Here is an 18224-nt window from a genome sequence, read left to right as displayed (position 1 = left end):
CTTTGCCGCAGACTGATTTCGGTAATCAAATGTAGTTGTTAAAGGAAAAAATAATAGATAATATTTAATTGAAGATTGCTTTGTGATACATTGTGCTCGAAGGCCAGATTTGAGAAACCTTTGTTCCACATCAATGAGGCATAAAGCGGAACATTGTCCTTTTTCGTAAGCGGAGCTTCAATTCCGATATTGGTACTGTAATTAAGGTTGTCGATTTTTGTAGTTAACTGATATTCCGCGGTGGAATTAATTGTACCGCCGCCATTATTTGTTAAATAAGTATAATACTGATGATCGTTCATCCATCCCTCATTTTTACTGCTTACACATTTACTTACCCCCAAACCGGCAAAAAACTTAAACCTGCTCCCTGTGCCACACGTAAATTGAGCCATAATTGAAAAATCAAGCCAATTGTTTTTCCATTTCGCTCCCTGCATGGTGCCGTGATGACCCCTAAACCAGGTTCTGGTATAGTCGTAATTTAAGTTCAACTGACTGAACGCAAGCTGCGCTGCAACGCTTACAAACTTTCCGGGGTTGGATAAACGCAATCCGAATTGAAATCCGGGACTGTATTTAACATTTTCCACACGGGTGGTATATGTAAAATCATGCTCCTCATAGGGATTCAGCAATGGAGTATTCCCATAGTAGAGGTCTTGCTTAACGTACGGATTTTGGTGACCTAAAAGATCAAATACCCGGATGGTGGAGAAATTGGTGCCGCCAAAGACAGAATAAACAAGCCTTTGGGGGATTTCGGTCTGACTAAACAGGGAAAGAGGGAGAAAAAAAAAGAAAGAGGTTAGCTTTTTCATCAAACAAGTAATTTGGGATAGTTAAATTTAAGAAATTTAATTAGGGGTAAACCAAAGTGGCCAGAAAAAGGGTGAAGCATATCTCCAAAATCCTGCTAATTTTACCCCCCGATTACCAAAACCGAATTCTAACACTCTCAAATACAAAAGCCGATTATGAATCTTCACGAGTATCAGGGTAAATCCATTCTCAAGCAGTTTGGTGTGGCCATTCAGGAAGGAATTGTAGCCGATACGCCGGAACAGGCCGTAGAAGCAGCCAAAAAACTTCAGGAACAAACCGGCACCGGCTGGTGGGTTGTAAAATCGCAGATTCATGCCGGCGGGCGCGGAAAAGGCAAAATTGAAGGCACCGAACAGCGTGGTGTGGCTTTGGCCAAATCGCTTGATGATGTGAAGCAAATCTCAGAAAACATTCTGGGCAAAAAGCTCATCACACTTCAAACCGGTGAAAAAGGCAAAACCGTAAACAAAGTGCTCATTGCACAAGACGTGTATTATCCCGGTGCCGAAAAACCTTCTGAGTTTTACATGAGTGTGCTGCTCAACCGTGGCAGCGGACGTAATGTAATTATGTATTCTACCGAGGGCGGTATGGACATTGAATCAGTGGCCGAACATACGCCGCACCTGATATTTAAAGAAGAAATTGACCCGCGTGTAGGCCTGCGCGATTTTCAGTGCCGTCAGATTGCATTCAACCTCGGCCTGAGCGGCGAGAGCTTCAAAAGCATGGTGAAATTTGTGCAGGCGCTTTACAAAGCCTACGAAAGCATTGATGCCAGCATGTTTGAGATCAACCCGGTGCTCAAAACCAGTGATAGCAAGATTATCGCGGTTGACTCGAAAGTAACGCTCGACGGCAACGGTCTTTATCGTCATGCCGATCTGGCCGCCTTGCGCGATACCAGCGAAGAAGACGCCACCGAAGTGGAAGCCGGCAGCTACGGCCTCAACTATGTGAAGCTCGACGGAAACGTGGGCTGCATGGTAAACGGCGCCGGTTTGGCCATGGCTACTATGGACATTATCAAACTCTCTGGCGGTGAGCCGGCCAACTTCCTTGATGTAGGCGGCACAGCCAACGCAGCCCGTGTTGAGCAGGCTTTCCGCATTATCCTGCGCGATGAAAACGTGAAAGCCATTCTGGTAAACATTTTTGGCGGCATTGTGCGTTGCGACCGTGTGGCGCAGGGCATTGTGGATGCTTACAAAAACATTGGCGATGTCAAAGTCCCCATCATTGTACGTCTTCAGGGCACCAATGCTGAGGAAGCCAAGAAAATTATCGAGGAGTCGGGCCTGAAAGTATTCTCTGCAATTCAGCTTCAGGAAGCAGCCGACCTGGTGAAGCAGGTGGTAGGCGCTTAAGCAATATATTGAATTACACAGCAAACCTCCGCCCGGCAACATTGCCTGCGGAGGTTTGTTATACCATTACTACCTATGTTCGTCCCGCATTCGCCGCCTTTCCCGTTTGAAGCACTTACCCCGGCCGATGAAAAGCTGCTGGCCGAAGCGGGTACAGTGCAGGTATTTCAACGGCGTGAGGAGCTTTTTCTGGAGGGCAAACAGCCGGTATCCGTGTATATTTTGCAGCGCGGCAAAGTGAAACTGTTTACCACTGATTTGCAGGGGCGTGAGCAGATTGTGCATCTGGCGCGGCCGGGCGATCTGATGGGCTACCGGGCCGTGCTGGGCAACGATGCATATTCATGCTCGGCGGCGGCGCTCGAAACCACCTCCGTGCTGGTTATTCCCAAGGCCGTGCTCTTTCAAATGCTCGACCACAGCCCGGTGCTTTCGCATTACATTATCCGCCTGCTTACTTCCGAACTCCGCCACGCCGAACATCACCTCGCCGGACTCGCCCGCAAGCATGTGCGCGCCCGTTTGGCCGAAGTAACCCTGCTGCTGGCCGAAACCTACGGCTTTGAAAAAGACGGCAGTACGCTGGCTGTACAGCTTACCCGCGAAGAAGTTGCCGGACTGGTGGGCACAGCCACCGAAACGGTGATCCGCCTACTGCACAGCCTGCGCGATGAAGGCCTGCTGGCAACCGACGGACGGAAAATACGTCTGCTGAATGTGCCCGGACTGCAAAAACTGGCCGAAAGCAGTTAACACCCTGCTGTGGGTAAACTGAAAAAAGGCGGGGCCGGGTACGTAAAAAAGTATTACTTTTGCCCTTCTGAATCGGTATGCGCCAACTTGCATTCATTTCTGTAATTTTTGCTCTGCTTCTTGCCGGCGGCTGTAATGAATTTAATAAAATTCAAAAAAAAGGCACGCAGGAAGAGAAGTACAACAAAGCACTTGAATACTTCGGCAAAGCCGAGTACGTGAAAGCGCAGATGTTGCTGGATGAGCTGTATCCCCAGATGCGCACCACCGATAAAGCAGAGAATGTGGCCTATCACCTTGCATTCTGCAATTACAATCTTGGTGATTACATCATGGCCGGCTACCAGTTTCGCAGCTATTTCCGCAGCTTCCCGCTCAGCCCCCGCGCCGAAGAATGCCTCTACATGAGCGCATACTGCCATTATCTCAATTCTCCCCCGTATTCACTCGATCAGACCGATACCTATCAGGCCATTAATGAATTTCAGTATTTCATCCAGCAATTCCCAAACAGCAAGCGCATTCCCGAATGCAACAAGCTGATTGATAAAATGTATGAAAAGCTGCAGAAAAAAGAATTCCTCATTGCCCGCCAATACCTGAAAATTGGCGATTACAAAGCAGCCATTACTGCGTTTGAGCAACTCGTGAAAACTTATCCGGGTTCCATTTACCGCGAAGAAGCCATGTACCTTACCCTTCAGGCACGTTACCAGCTTGCGGTTAACAGTATCGACACCAAAAAAGAATTACGTATTAAAGATACACTCAACGAATACCAGAAATTCACCACTGCCTACCCGGTAAGTCCGTTTACCGACGAGGCGAAGAAGATTTACAACAATACCCTTCAGTTGCAAACTGAATTCAGTAACCAACAGAAGACCCGTTAATTCAGCAATCACTTCAAACGTTCATAACAACCATGGTTGACTTCAAGAAAACCAACGCCGAACCTACCACAGTAACCCGCGACGTGCGCAAGCTCGACACCGAAACCGGTAATATCTACGAATCGGTAGCGATTATTGCCAAGCGTGCCAATCAGATCAGCGCTGAACTCCGCGAAGAACTGACGGGTAAACTGAACGAATTTGCCACACATTCAGACAACCTCGAAGAGGTGTTTGAAAACCGTGAGCAGATTGAAATCTCGAAATTCTACGAGCGTTTGCCCAAACCCGTTAGCATTGCCATGCAGGAGTTTGTGGAAAACAAAGTGTATTTCCGCAACCCCGCCCGCGAAGAAGGCAGCAACGCCTGATCCGGCAATAAAATAAGTAAGGCATGACTTCCGTTTACGGTTGTCATGTCTTTCTGTTTATAGCACTCAGCGTATTTTGTTTTTTGCGATGAGTGCTGATATTGTGCTTAACTTTCGTGCATGATCCTTCAGGGTAAACGTATTGTGCTGGGCGTAACCGGCGGTATTGCTGCTTATAAGGCTGCGCTGCTGGTGCGTCTGCTTGTAAAAAACGGGGCAGAAGTAAAGGTGGTAATGACCCGCGCTGCGCACGATTTTGTAACCCCGCTCACCCTGGCCACACTTTCGAAACATGAAGTGCTTACTGAGTTTGTGGCCGATGCGCACGGCACGTGGAACAACCATGTAGAACTTGGTCTCTGGGCCGATGTGCTGATAATTGCTCCGGCCACGGCCAATACATTGGCCAAACTTGCCCACGGACAGTGCGACAATCTGCTGCTGGCTGTTTGCCTCTCTGCACGTTGCCCGGTTATGGTGGCGCCGGCCATGGATGTGGACATGTATCATCACGCCGCCACACAGGCTAATCTTCATTTGCTGAAAAGCCGTGATGTGCATGTAATTCCGCCCGGCACCGGCGAGCTGGCCAGCGGACTCAGCGGCGAAGGGCGGCTGGCCGAGCCCGAAGAGATTGTAAAGCACATTGCGGCAACGTTTGCACAGGCCGAACGTCTTAGCGGTAAACATATCCTTGTGACGGCAGGCCCGACTTACGAAGCTATTGATCCGGTGCGGTTTATTGGCAACCACAGCACAGGCAAAATGGGCTTTGCGCTGGCCGAGGAACTGGCCCGCCGTGGCGCTGATGTAACGCTGGTTACAGGACCGGTGGCACTACATACTCAGCATCCGCGCATTAAACGCATCAGCATTACGTCGGCGCAGGAAATGTACGAGGCCGCCACCGCTGTATTTGACCAATGTGATGCCGCCATTCTCAGCGCAGCTGTGGCCGATTTCAGGCCGAAAAATGCGGCAGGCAGCAAAATCAAAAAAGAAGCCGGCGGTGTGCCGCAAATTGAACTCGAACAAACGCCCGATACATTGGCCGAACTGGGCCGCCGCAAAACCGGCAAACAAATACTGGCCGGCTTCGCACTCGAAACCGACAACGAAGAAGCCAACGCCCAAAGCAAACTTACACGCAAGAATCTCGACTTCATTGTGCTCAATTCACTGCGCGATGAAGGGGCCGGTTTTGGCAAAGATACCAACCGCATTTCCCTGCTGACCCGCGAGGGAAAAACACTTAAATTTGAACTGAAGACAAAATCGGAAGTAGCTGCCGATATTGCCGATTATCTCCAAACTATTCTTACCTGATGAAGCTGCTTAGTCGCTTACTTGTTTTTATTGCCTGCTTTTCTGCCACAGCCGCACAGGCGCAGGAACTCAACTGCCAGGTGCAGGTGGTGTCGCCTCAGATTCAGGGCACATCTGAACGCCGTATTTTCGATAACCTCCAGAAAGCCATTTTCGAGTTTATTAATAACACGAAATGGACAAACGATGTATTCGGTCCCGATGAACGTATTAATTGTAGTTTCTTCATAAACGTAACCGAAAAACTCTCGAACGACGAATACAAAGCCACGTTGCAGATTCAGTCAACCCGCACGGCCTTTAAATCGTCGTACAATTCGGTAATGCTCAACCACAACGATCCAAACTTTCAGTTCAAATACATCGAGTTTCAGGCGTTCGATTTCACCATCAACCAGCACACCACCAACCTTACCTCGGTGCTGGCGTATTACGCTTATGTAATTCTGGCACTTGATTACGATTCATTCTCACTCAACGGCGGCACCCCATTCTGGCAAAAAGCGCAAACCATTGTAGCCAATGCGCAAAACGCCCCCGAGCGCGGCTGGCGTTCGCAGGAAGACACCAAAAACCGCTACTGGCTTGTAGAAAACATGCTGCAGCCGCTGTTTGCGCCCATGCGCAGCTGTATTTACAAATATCACCGCCTGGGCTTTGATATCATGTACAACGATGTGGCTGCTGGCCGTGCCGCTGTGCTCGAAGCCCTGCAAGGTCTCGAAGCCATTCATGCACAGCGCCCGCTTTCGTTTCCGATGCAGATTTTCTTCAATGCAAAATCTGATGAAGTAGTGAAACTCTTTACGCAGGGCATGCCCGATGAGAAAGGCAAAATTGTACCGCTGCTTCAGAAAATTGACCCCGGAAACGGTATAAAATACCAGCGGATACAGCAGGGCTGACCACTTACAAAGCAAAACGCGCATGCTTGCAATACGATGCAGTCATGCGCGTTTTGTGGTTTCATTTAAAACCTCTTTGCATGAAATCGACTGTGGGTAAACTGTTCGGAGCCTTTCTGCTCTGCCTTATTATGCCGGTATCGGGCATGGCCTGTTTAAACGAATATGAGTTTCATGGAATAAAAGGAAATGCATATCACGGATTAAACGGATTTGAAGAATTGCCCGACCGTCATTTCGATGAATTACGTGTACTTAACCCGGCCTGTGCCACGTACAAAGATTCATCAGACTTTGCCGTGAATCAGCTTAAAAGGGGTTATGTGGGGCAAGGGCTTCGGATATTGTTTTTGCTGAGCGCCGCTCATCCGCGCGAGTATATAATTGCCGCCAATCTGGGTACGGCTTATGAACTTGCCGGGCAAAACGATTCGGCGCTGAAGTGGATTGAATACAGCCTCACGCTGAACCCCAATGCCCACGAGGGAACCGAGTGGGTACATACCGATATTCTGAAAGCAAAAATCAATCTTGCCAAAGATCCGCAATGGCTTGACAAAAATCATGTACTGAACATAAACCGCAAGGACTTTGGGCTAAGTATTTTTGGCAAAGACCCGGCAAAAGTTAAATTGTATAACACACTCAACGCAATTTATATTCAACTGAATGAACGCCTGCCATTTACCTCGCCGGGCGATATGATTATGGGAGATATTTGTGCGGATGCTGCACAAATAATTGAAAATACCAGCATTGAAGTGGGTATGGCCTGGTGGAAACTGGCCCAAGAATTTGGCACACCCGCAGTAAGTCCCGATCCCGCACAGCGCATATCCAAACTGCGGGAAGCCGGAAGCAAAATACCACTTCAGTCGGAATTGGTAGAAATACCTTTTGAGGATACGGCGAAAGCCGTTAGAAATCATTATTTGAAAATTCATTACCATAGCTTTACCCAGTTTTCGAATGCAAAAGCCTGGAAACTGAAAGATGAAGCTGTACTTAAAGCAGCCCTTGAAGAGGAGAAGAAATTTGCATTGATGAGAAAACCACCGGCAGCAACGGTTGCAGCGCAGGAAGAAAAGACCACAGATTCCACATGGCTATGGATGTTGGGTATTGGAGCTGCTGTGCTGACGTTTCTTTTTATCGGGATGCGCATGAAACAATGAGTGCGGCCGCGCCCGGCGCACCTACCCGTGAATAAAACACGTATTAATTTTTATGAGGTGTATTTGCACTACGTTTTTTGCACTTATCTTGACCAATGAAAACCTCGATGTAAGTGAAAAGTAAATTAATGCTGATATTGGTCTTTCTGGTCACTGCCTTTCAGGCAAATGCACAGGAAGAAGAAAAACGGAAGTTTTTCGGTTTCTCACCGCTCAGCGATACGGTTGAAAGCGACAAAAGCGGCTTTTTCATTTTACCCTTATTATACTACACACCTGATACACGCTGGGCTGCGGGTGCCGCCGGAGTATATTACTTCAAAGTGCCGCCTAAATTCGAGCACGAAGAAGAAACGCGTATTTCGTATGTACAGTTCCTTGCCGATTACACACAGAACCGGCAGCTGGATGTGTGGGGGCAATGGAAAATTTTTACGCGAAACGAAAACTACCTGCTTGAAGGGGAAATGCGTTACCGCGATTTTCCCGATCGTTTTTACGGCATAGGCAATCAGAGTTCAAGCAGTAATGCCGAGAAATACGAATACAACTACATCAGCGTAAAAAGTCTTATGCTGAAACGCATGAGCCGCAAGTACGATTTCTTTGCCGGGCTCGATTATCAGTTCCGGCGTGAGTACGGATTCAGCTACACACCCGGCGGTTTGCTTGAACAGGGCACTATTCCGGGCTACAGGGGCGGCACGGCATCCGCCATCGGGCTGGTGGCTATTTACGACAGCCGCGACAATCTGATTAATGCCTACAAAGGGTCGCTGATTGAACTTACCTCATACATTTTCAATCCGGCATGGGGCAGCACGTTCAACTACTGGAACATCAACGCCACTTATCAGAAATACTGGCAGGTTAGGCGCAAACATGTGCTGGCAGTGCAGGCCAAAGCGCGGCATGCCGAGGGTGAAGTGCCGTTTCTTGATTTGCCTACGTTGGGCAATGATGATATTTTACGTGGCTATCCGAAGAACCGTTTCCGCGACCGGAATTTTGTGGCGGCACAGGTTGAATATCGTTTTCCGGTGTGGTGGCGTTTCGGGCTGGTGGGCTTTGCGGGGGCGGGCGATGTGTTTAACCGCCCGTCGGATGTAAGTATGCGCACACTTAAATACTCGGTAGGTGCCGGTTTACGCTTTGTGGTAAATCCGGCCGAGCGGCTCAATATCCGGCTTGATTACGGCCACGGCCGCGAAGGTGGCTATTTCTACTTTGTGGTGGCCGAAGCGTTTTAAACCGTAGCAGCCGGGGGCGGTGAAGGAGGTGTTTGCGATTGTCCTTTGGAGGCAAGTTGCGCCTTTAGTGCCGCTACTTCAAGTTCTAGCTCGGCAATTTTGGCTTTCCGGTTGCGCTGGGCAATGCTGAGAAGCGGAATAATAAGCATGAGAGGCAAAAACAACGCGCAAATCATTACCATCATATCATTGAAACCTGCAAGCGAATTGTTTTCATCAAGTTTGCCAAACTCACTTGCAAACCAGATTACACCTGATGCCAGCAAACCTCCCAGCATGGCTCCGCCAAATAAACGAACCCACGAAAACCAGCGTTTGTAAACCACACGGCCATACAACAACGCAATAACGCCCGCTGCGGCTGCCAGAAAAATAAACAGCAGCAAAATCAGCAGATTGAGCATAAAAAAATTCTCGGTATTCACGGGTGTTTCCATGCGTGCAAAGTAACGGATTTCGGGAATAATTGAAAATGACATCCTTCATATTACCGGTACTTGATTTTGCCTGCTGTTATTTAGCTATGATGCAACCCTGCGGTTGTTGATTAACTGGATACAGATTTCTACCTGTATTATTACGCAAAAACAAATCAGGTAATTCTACCCGACCCGCTGAATGCCTTGCTGGTAAAGAGTTTCAGCAGCTGTTAATATCTCGCATTTTCATTTGAATAGTGAAATACGAATATTCGTTCAAACAAGCTGTTTTTACATGTTCATGCTTGCGTAATCAAATCAGCAAGCTGCTGCGGCAGCGCCACTTCAACTCAATTATCGCATGGCCAACAAAACATTTACAGTAGCCGATTATCTGCTTACCCGGCTTAAGCAACTCAACGTTACGGATGTGTTTCAGATTCCGGGCGATTATGTAAAGCATTTCACGCAGGCGCTGGAATATTTCCCGGGCGTAAATACAATCGGCGCCATCAATGAACTGGATGCCGCCTATGCAGCCGATGCGTATGCCCGTACACGCGGACTGGCTGCGGTTTCGCTGCAATTCGGGGTGAGTACCTTCAGCGCACTTAATGCCATTGCCGGTGCCTGGGTAGAACGTAGTCCGATTGTGGTAATCAGCGCTGCTCCGGGTGCTGATGCGCGAAATATTACCGATATGTACGATGTGCTTTTTCATCACTCCACCGGCGATCTTCGTGCCGATCAGAATGTGTATGAAAACGTAACGGTAAAAGCAATTACGCTCAGCACAAACGTAGGCGCGGCCGAACAGATTGATGAATTGCTGATTGAAGCCATTACGCAAAAACGCCCGGTGTATATTGCCTGCTACAAGGAAGTGTGGGGACAGCCCTGTCCGCCGCCGCCTAAAACACCGCTAAAGCCGCGCGAAGTAAAAAGCCCTGCACTTGCGCTGCAAAATGCGGTAGAGCAGGCGTGGAGCCAGATTACGGCAGCTAAAAAGCCGGTGATTTTTGCCGGTGTGGAAATACTGCGCTTTGGCCTTACCGACCTGCTTCAGAAAATTATTGATGCCAGCGGATTTATCTATACCACCACAAGTCTCGGCAAAGCGGTGCTCGACGAGAAGGGCAATAAATTCATGGGCACATACTCCGATGCAGCTTCCATTGAGCCGGTACGCAATACCATTCTCGAATCAGACTGTGTGCTTACACTGGGCACAATTATAACCGACGATTACCTCACGTTTATTGAAAAGCAGTATGCCAACATGGTGCTGGCCAATACCGACGGTGTGCGCGCCGGCTATTTCAAATACGGCGATGTAACCATGAAAGATTTCATGGAAGCACTGCTGCGCCGTTTTAAGGCCGACAAAGCCTATCCGCTTAAAACGGTAGCTCCGCCGCAACCAAAATATCCCGAACCGTGGGTGTCAAACTCCGATCCCAAATACAATGCCGACCCGGAGGTGCTTACCTACAACCGCTTCTTTCAGCATTCAATGAAGTTTTTGAAAGACAAAAACATGCTGAAAGATATTGTAATGACCTACGGTGTAAGCTCGGCCATGTATGTGGCTACAAATGCCTACGGATTATCGCAGGGCAGTTTCGTTTCGTCGGCAGCGTGGCAATGTATCGGGTTTGAAACCGGCGCAGCTTCAGGTGCACAGCTGGGCAGCGGCAAACGCGCCTGGACAGTAGCCGGCGATGGTGGCTTTATGATGGTTTGCCAGTCGCTCTCCACGCTGGCACGCAACAAGCTGAATGCGGTAATTTTTGTTATGAGCAATCAGGTGTATGCCATTGAGCAGGTGTATGTGGATATGACGGCTTTTCAGCCCGGCCCGCAGCATAAGTTTGATGCATTCGATATTTTGCCGAAATGGGATTACATCGCTTTAGCGAAAGCGTTCGGCGCCGAAGGCATGCGCGTAAGCACGGTATCAGAACTTAACAAGGCATTGCCGCTCATTGCCAAAATTAAAGACCGGCCTGTGCTGGTAGAAGTAGTGATACCGCAAAAAGATCTGCCGCGTCAGATGTATCGCCTCGGCAGCGAATAAATGATTAACCTCCTAACACATTATAAGATGTCACAAAAAACGTATTCCATTTTTGGCGCCGGAGCAGCCGGCCTTTATACCGCATGGCGCTTGCTGAGCGGAAAAAGCAAAGATCCGAAACTAAAGGGGAAGCAGCTTGTAAAAGGCGATGTGCTTGAACTTTACGACTGGGGCCGCTATGATTTCTCGAAGCAATATCCCGGCACACGCTCGGCCGGTGCGCGCATCTGCACCTGGTTCTATCAGAACAATCCCAAAAACTCCTACGTGGAGCTTGGCGGTATGCGCTATTCATACTGGGATAAAAAACCGTCGAAAGAATTTCCGGATCCCAACAACGGACTTGCTCCGGGCCACCGCGTAGTTACTGAAACCATTGAACGCCTCGGACTCAACAAATATTCGGTGCCGTTTAATGTTACCGGTAATCAGTTGTTCTATCTGCGCTCAAAGAATTTTTACCTCAACGACATTACCTCCAGCAATCCCGCACCCTACAACGTAAATAACTTCGGTGCCACCACCTCGCCCGATCAGGGATTTACCACCGTCGAGAACCTTTCGGTAACAGCCACCACCGGTCCGCAAACACGTTTGGAATGGTGTCGTTTTTACAACGAAGGCACCATCACAGCTACACTTCCCGATACATCAGTGTTTCAGAAGGGCGACTACCTGAAAGATATTGGTTACTGGAATTTGCTGTATGATCAGCTGGGTTCGGAAGGGTATGATTATGCAGCTGATGGCAATGGTTACAGCTCAAACGTAATCAATACAAACTCGGCGGTATCGTTTAACATGAACAACGAGTTTACGCCGGGCAGCCAGTACCGCACACTTTCCATCGGTTATTCAGGCATGTTTAATGCGTTGTTTGATGAGATTGTGCGCCTTTGCAAAAGCAAGGGAATTGTGTTTAACTATTACCCCGACACACGCCTGCATTCTATTGTCTGGAAGAGCAACAAAGCTGTGTTTACGTATGCCAGCCGCAGCAATCCGGATATTGCCGAAGGTACACGTACTGCCGATGCCGCCTGGCTGGCCATGCCCCGCGCAGCAATCGAGAAAGTAGCACAGGCCACGCAGTACACCGCACCTGCTCCCGGCACACTTGATGTGCTTAACCACGAGCGTGTGAGCCTTTACCTCGAATCAACCATCATGCAGCCTTCGTACAAAGTGGGCATGTTCTTCGATCAGCCCTGGTGGGCACCCGATGCCGAAAATCCTGCGCCTTATCCGGCATTGATAAACGGCTACGTGATTACGGAAGATGTAATTGCCGCACTTAAAAAGCTGAAGTTCCCGGCCAATGCACTCAAAGCCATGCAGCAATTGCTGTTTGTGCCTTACAACTCGGAAGCCGATATGGTAAAGGCCATCGAAAACATCACCAATCAGGCGCTTACCATTACACAGGTAAAACAACTTGGTGCTGCGGCATTGCGCAATACCATTGGCCCGAGCGTGACAAATTCGCCGATACGCATGGTGGTGTATTTTGGCAACAATGCCAATGAGCAAAAGCAGAAACCGATATACGGTATTCTGGCCAGTTATGATGATGAAGACAACACCACCTTCTGGCAGGAACTCGAACTTGGCCCGCAGCGCGAACGGAAAATTCCCGTATCGCGCGATACACAGCCTATTGACGGCCCGCGAAAAGTACCTGCACGTATGGTCAAAATGCTGCGCAAAATGCTGGCCGAACTGCATTACGGACCCAATTCAAATTATACCTATGTGCCCGAACCGCTTGAAGCAGCCTATGTCGATTGGTCGCTGCCGCCGTTCAATGCCGGATACCACGAATGGGCTCCGCACTATAATATTGGCGATGTGCAGCGCAAAATCCGAAAACCCTCGCAACTCATCAAAGGAAAAGATGCCGACATTTTCATTGTAGGCGAAGCCTATTCAAACGATCAGGCCTGGGTGGAAGGCGCATATTGCACAGCCGAATCGGTACTCAATGATTTCTTTGGCATCGAACCCATTATCGACAATAAACAGTATCCGTTTATTTGTCCGGAATAAATACACAATACACATTTGCACGGCTGCTTCCGGTAAAAGGAGGCAGCCGTTTTTTAATGAGGCAAATTAAATCCTATAAATTAGATAGAAATTATAGGAATTTTATAATTTTACGCCCCTGCAATTACGATTATGTCACTTCAGCTAAGATTAATCGGGGTAATATTCTTTTGGGCAATGGCAATAAGCAGCCCTGCACAGCAGCAAACGGTATATAGGCAGCAGCTTATCTGGTATGGCTGGTTTGAAACGTTGCAGCTAAACAGCCGCTGGCACATTCAGGCCGAAATACAGGAAAGGCACTTTGTGAATCCGCTTGCACAGCATCAGTTCCTGTTCAGGGCGCATGTGCATCGTTTACTTGGTAAAAAGGGCTGGGAGGTATCGGCAGGGTTTTGCACATTTTTTCACAACCCGAACCGTCCGGGTGTATCACCACCACTTACCATTCCCGAACTCCGGCCGCATGCCGAACTGGCTTACCGGCATCAGCACGGCAAGGCTGTGTTCGATCATCGGTTCAGAACGGAAGTGCGTTTCTTTCACCACACCAATCAAACAGCCGATGCGCTTGAGGCGGGTTTTGGTTTCAATGCTTTCCGGTTCCGCTACCGCATTCAGCTGATTTATCCCTTGTTTGAAAAGCAATTCAGCTACAAGCTCAAACTCAGCAACGAGTACCTGATGCAGGCCGGCGGCGAGGCCGGAAACGCCTCATTTGACCAGAACCGCGTTTATGCAGGGCTTTCTGTGGAGTGCGGCAGGCGGCTTACGTTTGATGCGGGCTATTTATACTGGTATCAGCATCGTGCCCCTGCTTCGGTTTATAGCCGGCATATTTTGCGCCTAACCGTGTTTCACCGGATGGAGTGGGGGAAGCATCCCTGAAAACAGTCTCTTTTAGCCAAGTCGTGGAGTTAATGATAAATTATCCCGCAGCTTCTGTATCTTTCCACCACTGTTCCGGTTATAGGTAATAAATGCCCTGCCGGACAACCCGGTTTGGGACAAGTAGCTGGACCAAAGCGGTAATTTTATGATGAAAACCCCGGCTATGGAGGTAGTATCAAAATACCACGTTTCAGGTGAGGAACTGAACCGTGAGCAGGAACTGGTGGAGGCCGCCAAGAGCGACCCTGTGCAGTTCAAGCCCCTGTACAATCTCTATTACGAACGCATTTACATGTACATCTGGCAGCGGATGGACGACAAAGAAAAAGCGCATGACGTAACCTCGCAGGTATTCCTCAAAGCCATGACCAATTTGCATAAGTATCAGTTCAGGGGTGTGCCTTTTGCCTCGTGGCTGTATCGTATTGCCAAAAGCGAAGTATATACTGTTTTCAGACAGGAACAGGCACAACGCACGGTAAGTATTGATACCCACGGACTGCACAGCATGATGGATGAGATACAGGAAGATCCCTACGAAGGATTTGCGCCCTTGCTTGGCGATGCGGTGGCTACACTTGATGAGGAAGACCTGCAACTGATTGAAATGCGCTTTTTTGAAAAAAGGCCGTTTAAGGAAATTGCAGACATACTGGAAATTACCGAGAACAATGCGAAAGTGAAAACATATCGTATTCTCGAAAAACTGCGTAAAAAACTAATGGATATGCGCCGTGCTGCCCGATAGTACTGCATCATCATATATACTATGAAAAGAAACGTACAATACGACCGCCAGAAACCCGGTACCGACGAGATTCTCTCGCGCCGGAATTTCGATGCGCTGCTTGATCAATACAATCAGCAGTCGGGAAAGGTGGTGAAAATTCCTTCGTCGCGCCGTTACGTGTGGATGGCCGCCGCCGCCGCAGCAGTAGCGTTGCTGGCCGTGGTGTTTTTCTACACCGACGAAAGTGCTGAAAAAGCAAAAGGCAACCAGCCGCTTGTCAGTAACCCCATGCCCAATCAGGATACGGCGGTGGCTGCGGGTGCAACTGGTTTGCCTTCGCCGGCCTATAACACCTTACGTGTAAGTACTGCGGTACAAACCGTGGTGGATGCCGGCAATGGTGTACGTATTACCATTCCGGCCAATTCACTTGCCGATGCTTCGGGCGCACCGGTAAGCGGAGAGGTAGAGCTGCGTTACCGCCGCCTTGCTGATCCGGTTGATCTTTTCCTTGCTGATATTCCCATGAGCGCAAGCCCTGTATCAGCCTCCGAGGCCTACGAATCGGCCGAGATGGTAGAAATGCTTGCTTTCCAGAACGGCAAACCACTTACCCTGCGCAAAGGACAGGGCATTGATGTGGAACTTCCCGCTGTACAGGGCTTTACGACCTACAGTCTTGAAACGGCCTCAGCTTCCTGGATTCCCGTCCAGCTGCCCGAAAACACCAGCGCCGCCGCCCCCGGCGAACTTTTGCCCATTGAAGCACTCAGTGCCGCCCGCCGGGCAGAGTACGATGCCCTGCTCGAAGAGCAGCGCATGGAAGAATACCGCATCACCGCGCCGCTGCTGCCTGCACTGCCCGATGCCCCGAAAGCTGCTGATCCCAGAAAAAACCGCTTTAATGTGGATTTCAATCCCGGCGAGTTTCCTCAACTGGCCGACTGGAAAAATGTGGTGTTTGAAGTGGATGAATCGGCCCGCCGTTTTGATCCGGCCATTTACAGCGTGCAGTGGGAAGATGTGAAGCTTACACGCGGCACGCAGGATGGCCGTTACCAGATTCGCCTTTCAAAAGGGCAGCGTGTAGAAAAAATAGACGTTTATCCCGTACTCGAAGGACAATCGCTGAAAGCGGCGCAGGAAGAATACAGCGCCGCAGTAGAAAAACGTCAGCAAATTCTCGATAATCAGCAAACACAGCTTAACAGCCTGCGTACGCGCATTGCTGAAAAATGCAACGTCCTGCGCCGTGCCGATGTTTCAGCGCCGAAAACCGAAACCGCAAGGTCTGCAAAGTCGTTCCGCTCCGGCCATTTCGGCATCTTTGCCACCCTGCGCAAAATAGCCTGGCCGGCATCCGTTCGCACCACCGCGCTTAATTTGCTTCGTCCAGATGGCACCACTTTAACCGCTTCGCGCATTGTACATGTGCAGCAGGGAACAAACAGCATTTTTAGCTGGCAGGGAAGCCCGCAGGCTTTCAATTTCAGCTACAATGCCGAAATGAAAAACCAGCTCTGGGTAATTGCCGATAATACACTCTGGTGGGCTTCGGCCGATGCGTTTACCACACCTAAACCATCGGGCATTCACGTTACGCTTAAACCGGTGCCTGCAGCTGCCGCACAAAGCGCCGATGCCCTGCGCAACTTTTTTGGAATCTGAGCCTGCATCGTATGGTTCGCATCATCTTAATCATGTTGTTTCTTTTTGCTGCGGTTGTGGCGGTTGCCCAGCCCGCACAGCAAACAGATACCTCGGCCAAAGCCACACGCACCATTGTGGTGCGCCGTAAACCGCTGCTGCCTTATGTAAAAGTGGAATACAACATGTTTGCCGTATGTGCAACCGAAAGCCGGCAACTGAGTTTCGATTCAACCAACAACGGCAGCTGGACAAACGCCGCATTATTTGATACCGCCTGCATTCCGGCTGGTCTTGAGCGTGTATTGCCACAACACCGGGTTCAGTTCGGCCGCACCTATGCGCAAAACATTACTTACACCTATTCACCGGCTGATTCAAACCGAACCGATACCATGCTGGTGGGCTTCTGGATAGACCGCACCGGAAAAATCAAAAACAATTATCCCGATTCGCCCGAAGCCACTACGATGCCCCCCGAACTCTATAATCAGCTTGTGCTCATCAGCAAGTCGTTTCAGGTATATGGCGATAAGGGGGGCGGATATTTTACCCGCCGCAAATTTTTGCGCCCTTCCGAATTCCGCCGGTCCGATTATTATTGCACGGTACGGATTATTGTTTCTGCCAGGCCGCTCACACCTGAGCAGCGTATTGCAGGTGAAAGTGCTATTCCGGTTATGGATTATCCCATTGGCGGAGCTCTGGGGCTGGAACAGCGTTAATACAAAATCAATTTAAAGCAATAATATAACTGATTGCCAGTGTAGTCATTTTGCACGGTCTTATTTCGCATGTCCGGGTAAGAGCAAAAAGCAGGGATGAGTATGGATATTATTTCTAATTTTCCACTCTAAAACCCTCAAGGAATGACACACAAACTACTCTTATTCTTCGCCGGAACACTTGTATCAGCCGGAGTGGCTGCACAATGTGTTACACCTGGCGCCCCAACTGCAGCTTTCGCAAGTCCGGCTGCAATTTGCAGTGATACGGGCGGAACCACCGTGCTTACGGCGGCTGTACCGGCACCTGCTAACTTTATTTCCTGGTACGATGCACCAGTGGGAGGCAATCTGCTGGGCACAACTCCGCTTGCCACCGGCTTGCCGGTTACAGTTCCCGGTACTACTATTTTTTATGCGGAGGCATTGGCCTCTGGCGGCACTCAATCAGTAACATTCTCATTCACAGGCGCACCACAATTCTGGGTAGTACCACAGGGAACAGACAGCGTAACGCTTGAAGCCTGGGGTGCTCAGGGCAACTCAAACAATCAGGCAGTTGCAGGTGGACAAGGCGGATATGCAACAGGTAAAATGGCTGTAACTGCCGGTGATACACTTTGGATTTATGTTGGTGGTGGTGGTATGATGACATCAGTTGGTGGATATAATGGAGGAGGAACCGGTGGTACATCACCTTGCAATTTAGCTGCGGGTGGCGGCGGCGGCGGTGCCTCTGACGTGCGCTTTGGCGGCAATGCACTTTCAAACCGTGTAATTGTGGGCGGTGGCGGTGCCGGTGCCGGCGGAAACCGCATCAGTGG

The 18224-nt window shown here is 49.4% G+C and carries 17 protein-coding genes; 15 read left to right on the top strand and 2 right to left on the bottom strand.

Going from position 1 to position 18224, the window contains the following annotated elements:
- Positions 1–38: 38 nt before the first annotated feature.
- Positions 39–821 carry a hypothetical protein gene (locus IM638_14315; protein ID MCA6364208.1) on the bottom strand — a complete coding sequence of 261 codons (783 nt, stop codon included), beginning with the start codon at positions 819–821 and terminating at the stop codon, positions 39–41.
- Positions 822–977: 156 nt separating this feature from the next.
- Between IM638_14315 and sucC the strand changes: the two genes are divergently transcribed.
- The 8 genes from sucC to IM638_14275 all read left to right on the top strand — a co-directional run bounded on the left by sucC (position 978) and on the right by IM638_14275 (position 8865).
- The gene (gene sucC, locus IM638_14310) at positions 978–2192 is read left to right on the top strand and encodes an ADP-forming succinate--CoA ligase subunit beta (GenBank protein MCA6364207.1); all 1215 of its coding nucleotides are present in this window, start codon (positions 978–980) and stop codon (positions 2190–2192) included.
- Positions 2193–2267: 75 nt separating this feature from the next.
- Positions 2268–2945: a Crp/Fnr family transcriptional regulator gene (locus IM638_14305; protein ID MCA6364206.1), complete on the top strand. Its 678-nt coding sequence runs from the start codon at positions 2268–2270 to the stop codon at positions 2943–2945.
- Positions 2946–3022: 77 nt separating this feature from the next.
- Positions 3023–3838, top strand: a complete 816-nt coding sequence (gene bamD / locus IM638_14300) for an outer membrane protein assembly factor BamD (protein MCA6364205.1) — start codon at positions 3023–3025, stop codon at positions 3836–3838.
- Positions 3839–3870: 32 nt separating this feature from the next.
- On the top strand, positions 3871–4209 hold the full coding sequence (locus tag IM638_14295) for a DNA-directed RNA polymerase subunit omega (protein ID MCA6364204.1): 339 nt from the start codon (positions 3871–3873) through the stop codon (positions 4207–4209).
- A gap of 123 nt (positions 4210–4332) precedes the next feature.
- Positions 4333–5535 carry a bifunctional phosphopantothenoylcysteine decarboxylase/phosphopantothenate--cysteine ligase CoaBC gene (gene coaBC / locus IM638_14290; protein MCA6364203.1) on the top strand — a complete coding sequence of 401 codons (1203 nt, stop codon included), beginning with the start codon at positions 4333–4335 and terminating at the stop codon, positions 5533–5535.
- Positions 5535–6440 carry a DUF4835 family protein gene (locus IM638_14285; GenBank protein ID MCA6364202.1) on the top strand — a complete coding sequence of 302 codons (906 nt, stop codon included), beginning with the start codon at positions 5535–5537 and terminating at the stop codon, positions 6438–6440. Before coaBC ends, IM638_14285 begins: the two co-directional genes overlap by 1 nt.
- Before the next feature lie 80 nt (positions 6441–6520).
- On the top strand, positions 6521–7615 hold the full coding sequence (locus IM638_14280) for a hypothetical protein (protein MCA6364201.1): 1095 nt from the start codon (positions 6521–6523) through the stop codon (positions 7613–7615).
- Positions 7616–7728: 113 nt separating this feature from the next.
- Positions 7729–8865, top strand: coding sequence for a BamA/TamA family outer membrane protein (locus IM638_14275; GenBank protein ID MCA6364200.1), 1137 nt, complete (start codon positions 7729–7731; stop codon positions 8863–8865).
- On the opposite strand, the gene IM638_14270 is transcribed toward IM638_14275, so the two are convergent.
- Positions 8862–9344, bottom strand: coding sequence for a hypothetical protein (locus IM638_14270; GenBank protein MCA6364199.1), 483 nt, complete (start codon positions 9342–9344; stop codon positions 8862–8864). The two genes, IM638_14275 and IM638_14270, sit on opposite strands and share 4 nt — an antisense overlap.
- A 301-nt stretch (positions 9345–9645) precedes the next feature.
- Here IM638_14270 and IM638_14265 point away from each other — a divergent pair, with 301 nt between their 5' ends.
- The 7 genes from IM638_14265 to IM638_14235 all read left to right on the top strand — a co-directional run.
- Positions 9646–11361 carry an alpha-keto acid decarboxylase family protein gene (locus IM638_14265; GenBank protein ID MCA6364198.1) on the top strand — a complete coding sequence of 572 codons (1716 nt, stop codon included), beginning with the start codon at positions 9646–9648 and terminating at the stop codon, positions 11359–11361.
- A 27-nt stretch (positions 11362–11388) separates the two neighbouring features.
- Positions 11389–13407 (top strand): hypothetical protein, encoded by a 2019-nt coding sequence (locus IM638_14260; protein ID MCA6364197.1) that lies wholly within the window; start codon positions 11389–11391, stop codon positions 13405–13407.
- 177 nt (positions 13408–13584) lie between these two features.
- Positions 13585–14295 (top strand): DUF2490 domain-containing protein, encoded by a 711-nt coding sequence (locus tag IM638_14255; GenBank protein ID MCA6364196.1) that lies wholly within the window; start codon positions 13585–13587, stop codon positions 14293–14295.
- Between the two features lie 166 nt (positions 14296–14461).
- Positions 14462–15046, top strand: coding sequence for a sigma-70 family RNA polymerase sigma factor (locus IM638_14250; GenBank protein ID MCA6364195.1), 585 nt, complete (start codon positions 14462–14464; stop codon positions 15044–15046).
- Between the two features lie 21 nt (positions 15047–15067).
- Positions 15068–16696 carry a hypothetical protein gene (locus IM638_14245; protein ID MCA6364194.1) on the top strand — a complete coding sequence of 543 codons (1629 nt, stop codon included), beginning with the start codon at positions 15068–15070 and terminating at the stop codon, positions 16694–16696.
- Positions 16697–16707: 11 nt separating this feature from the next.
- A complete protein-coding gene (locus tag IM638_14240) occupies positions 16708–17400 on the top strand; it encodes a hypothetical protein (GenBank protein MCA6364193.1) in 693 nt (230 codons plus the stop codon).
- A gap of 144 nt (positions 17401–17544) precedes the next feature.
- A partial coding sequence (locus IM638_14235) for a hypothetical protein (GenBank protein MCA6364192.1) occupies positions 17545–18224 on the top strand: 680 nt, incomplete at its 3' end.

Source organism: Bacteroidota bacterium (assembly GCA_020402865.1).
Lineage (GTDB): Bacteria > Bacteroidota > Bacteroidia > Palsa-965 > Palsa-965.
Note: the sequence above shows the minus strand (reverse complement) of the source record. Positions and strands in the feature narration are given on the sequence as shown.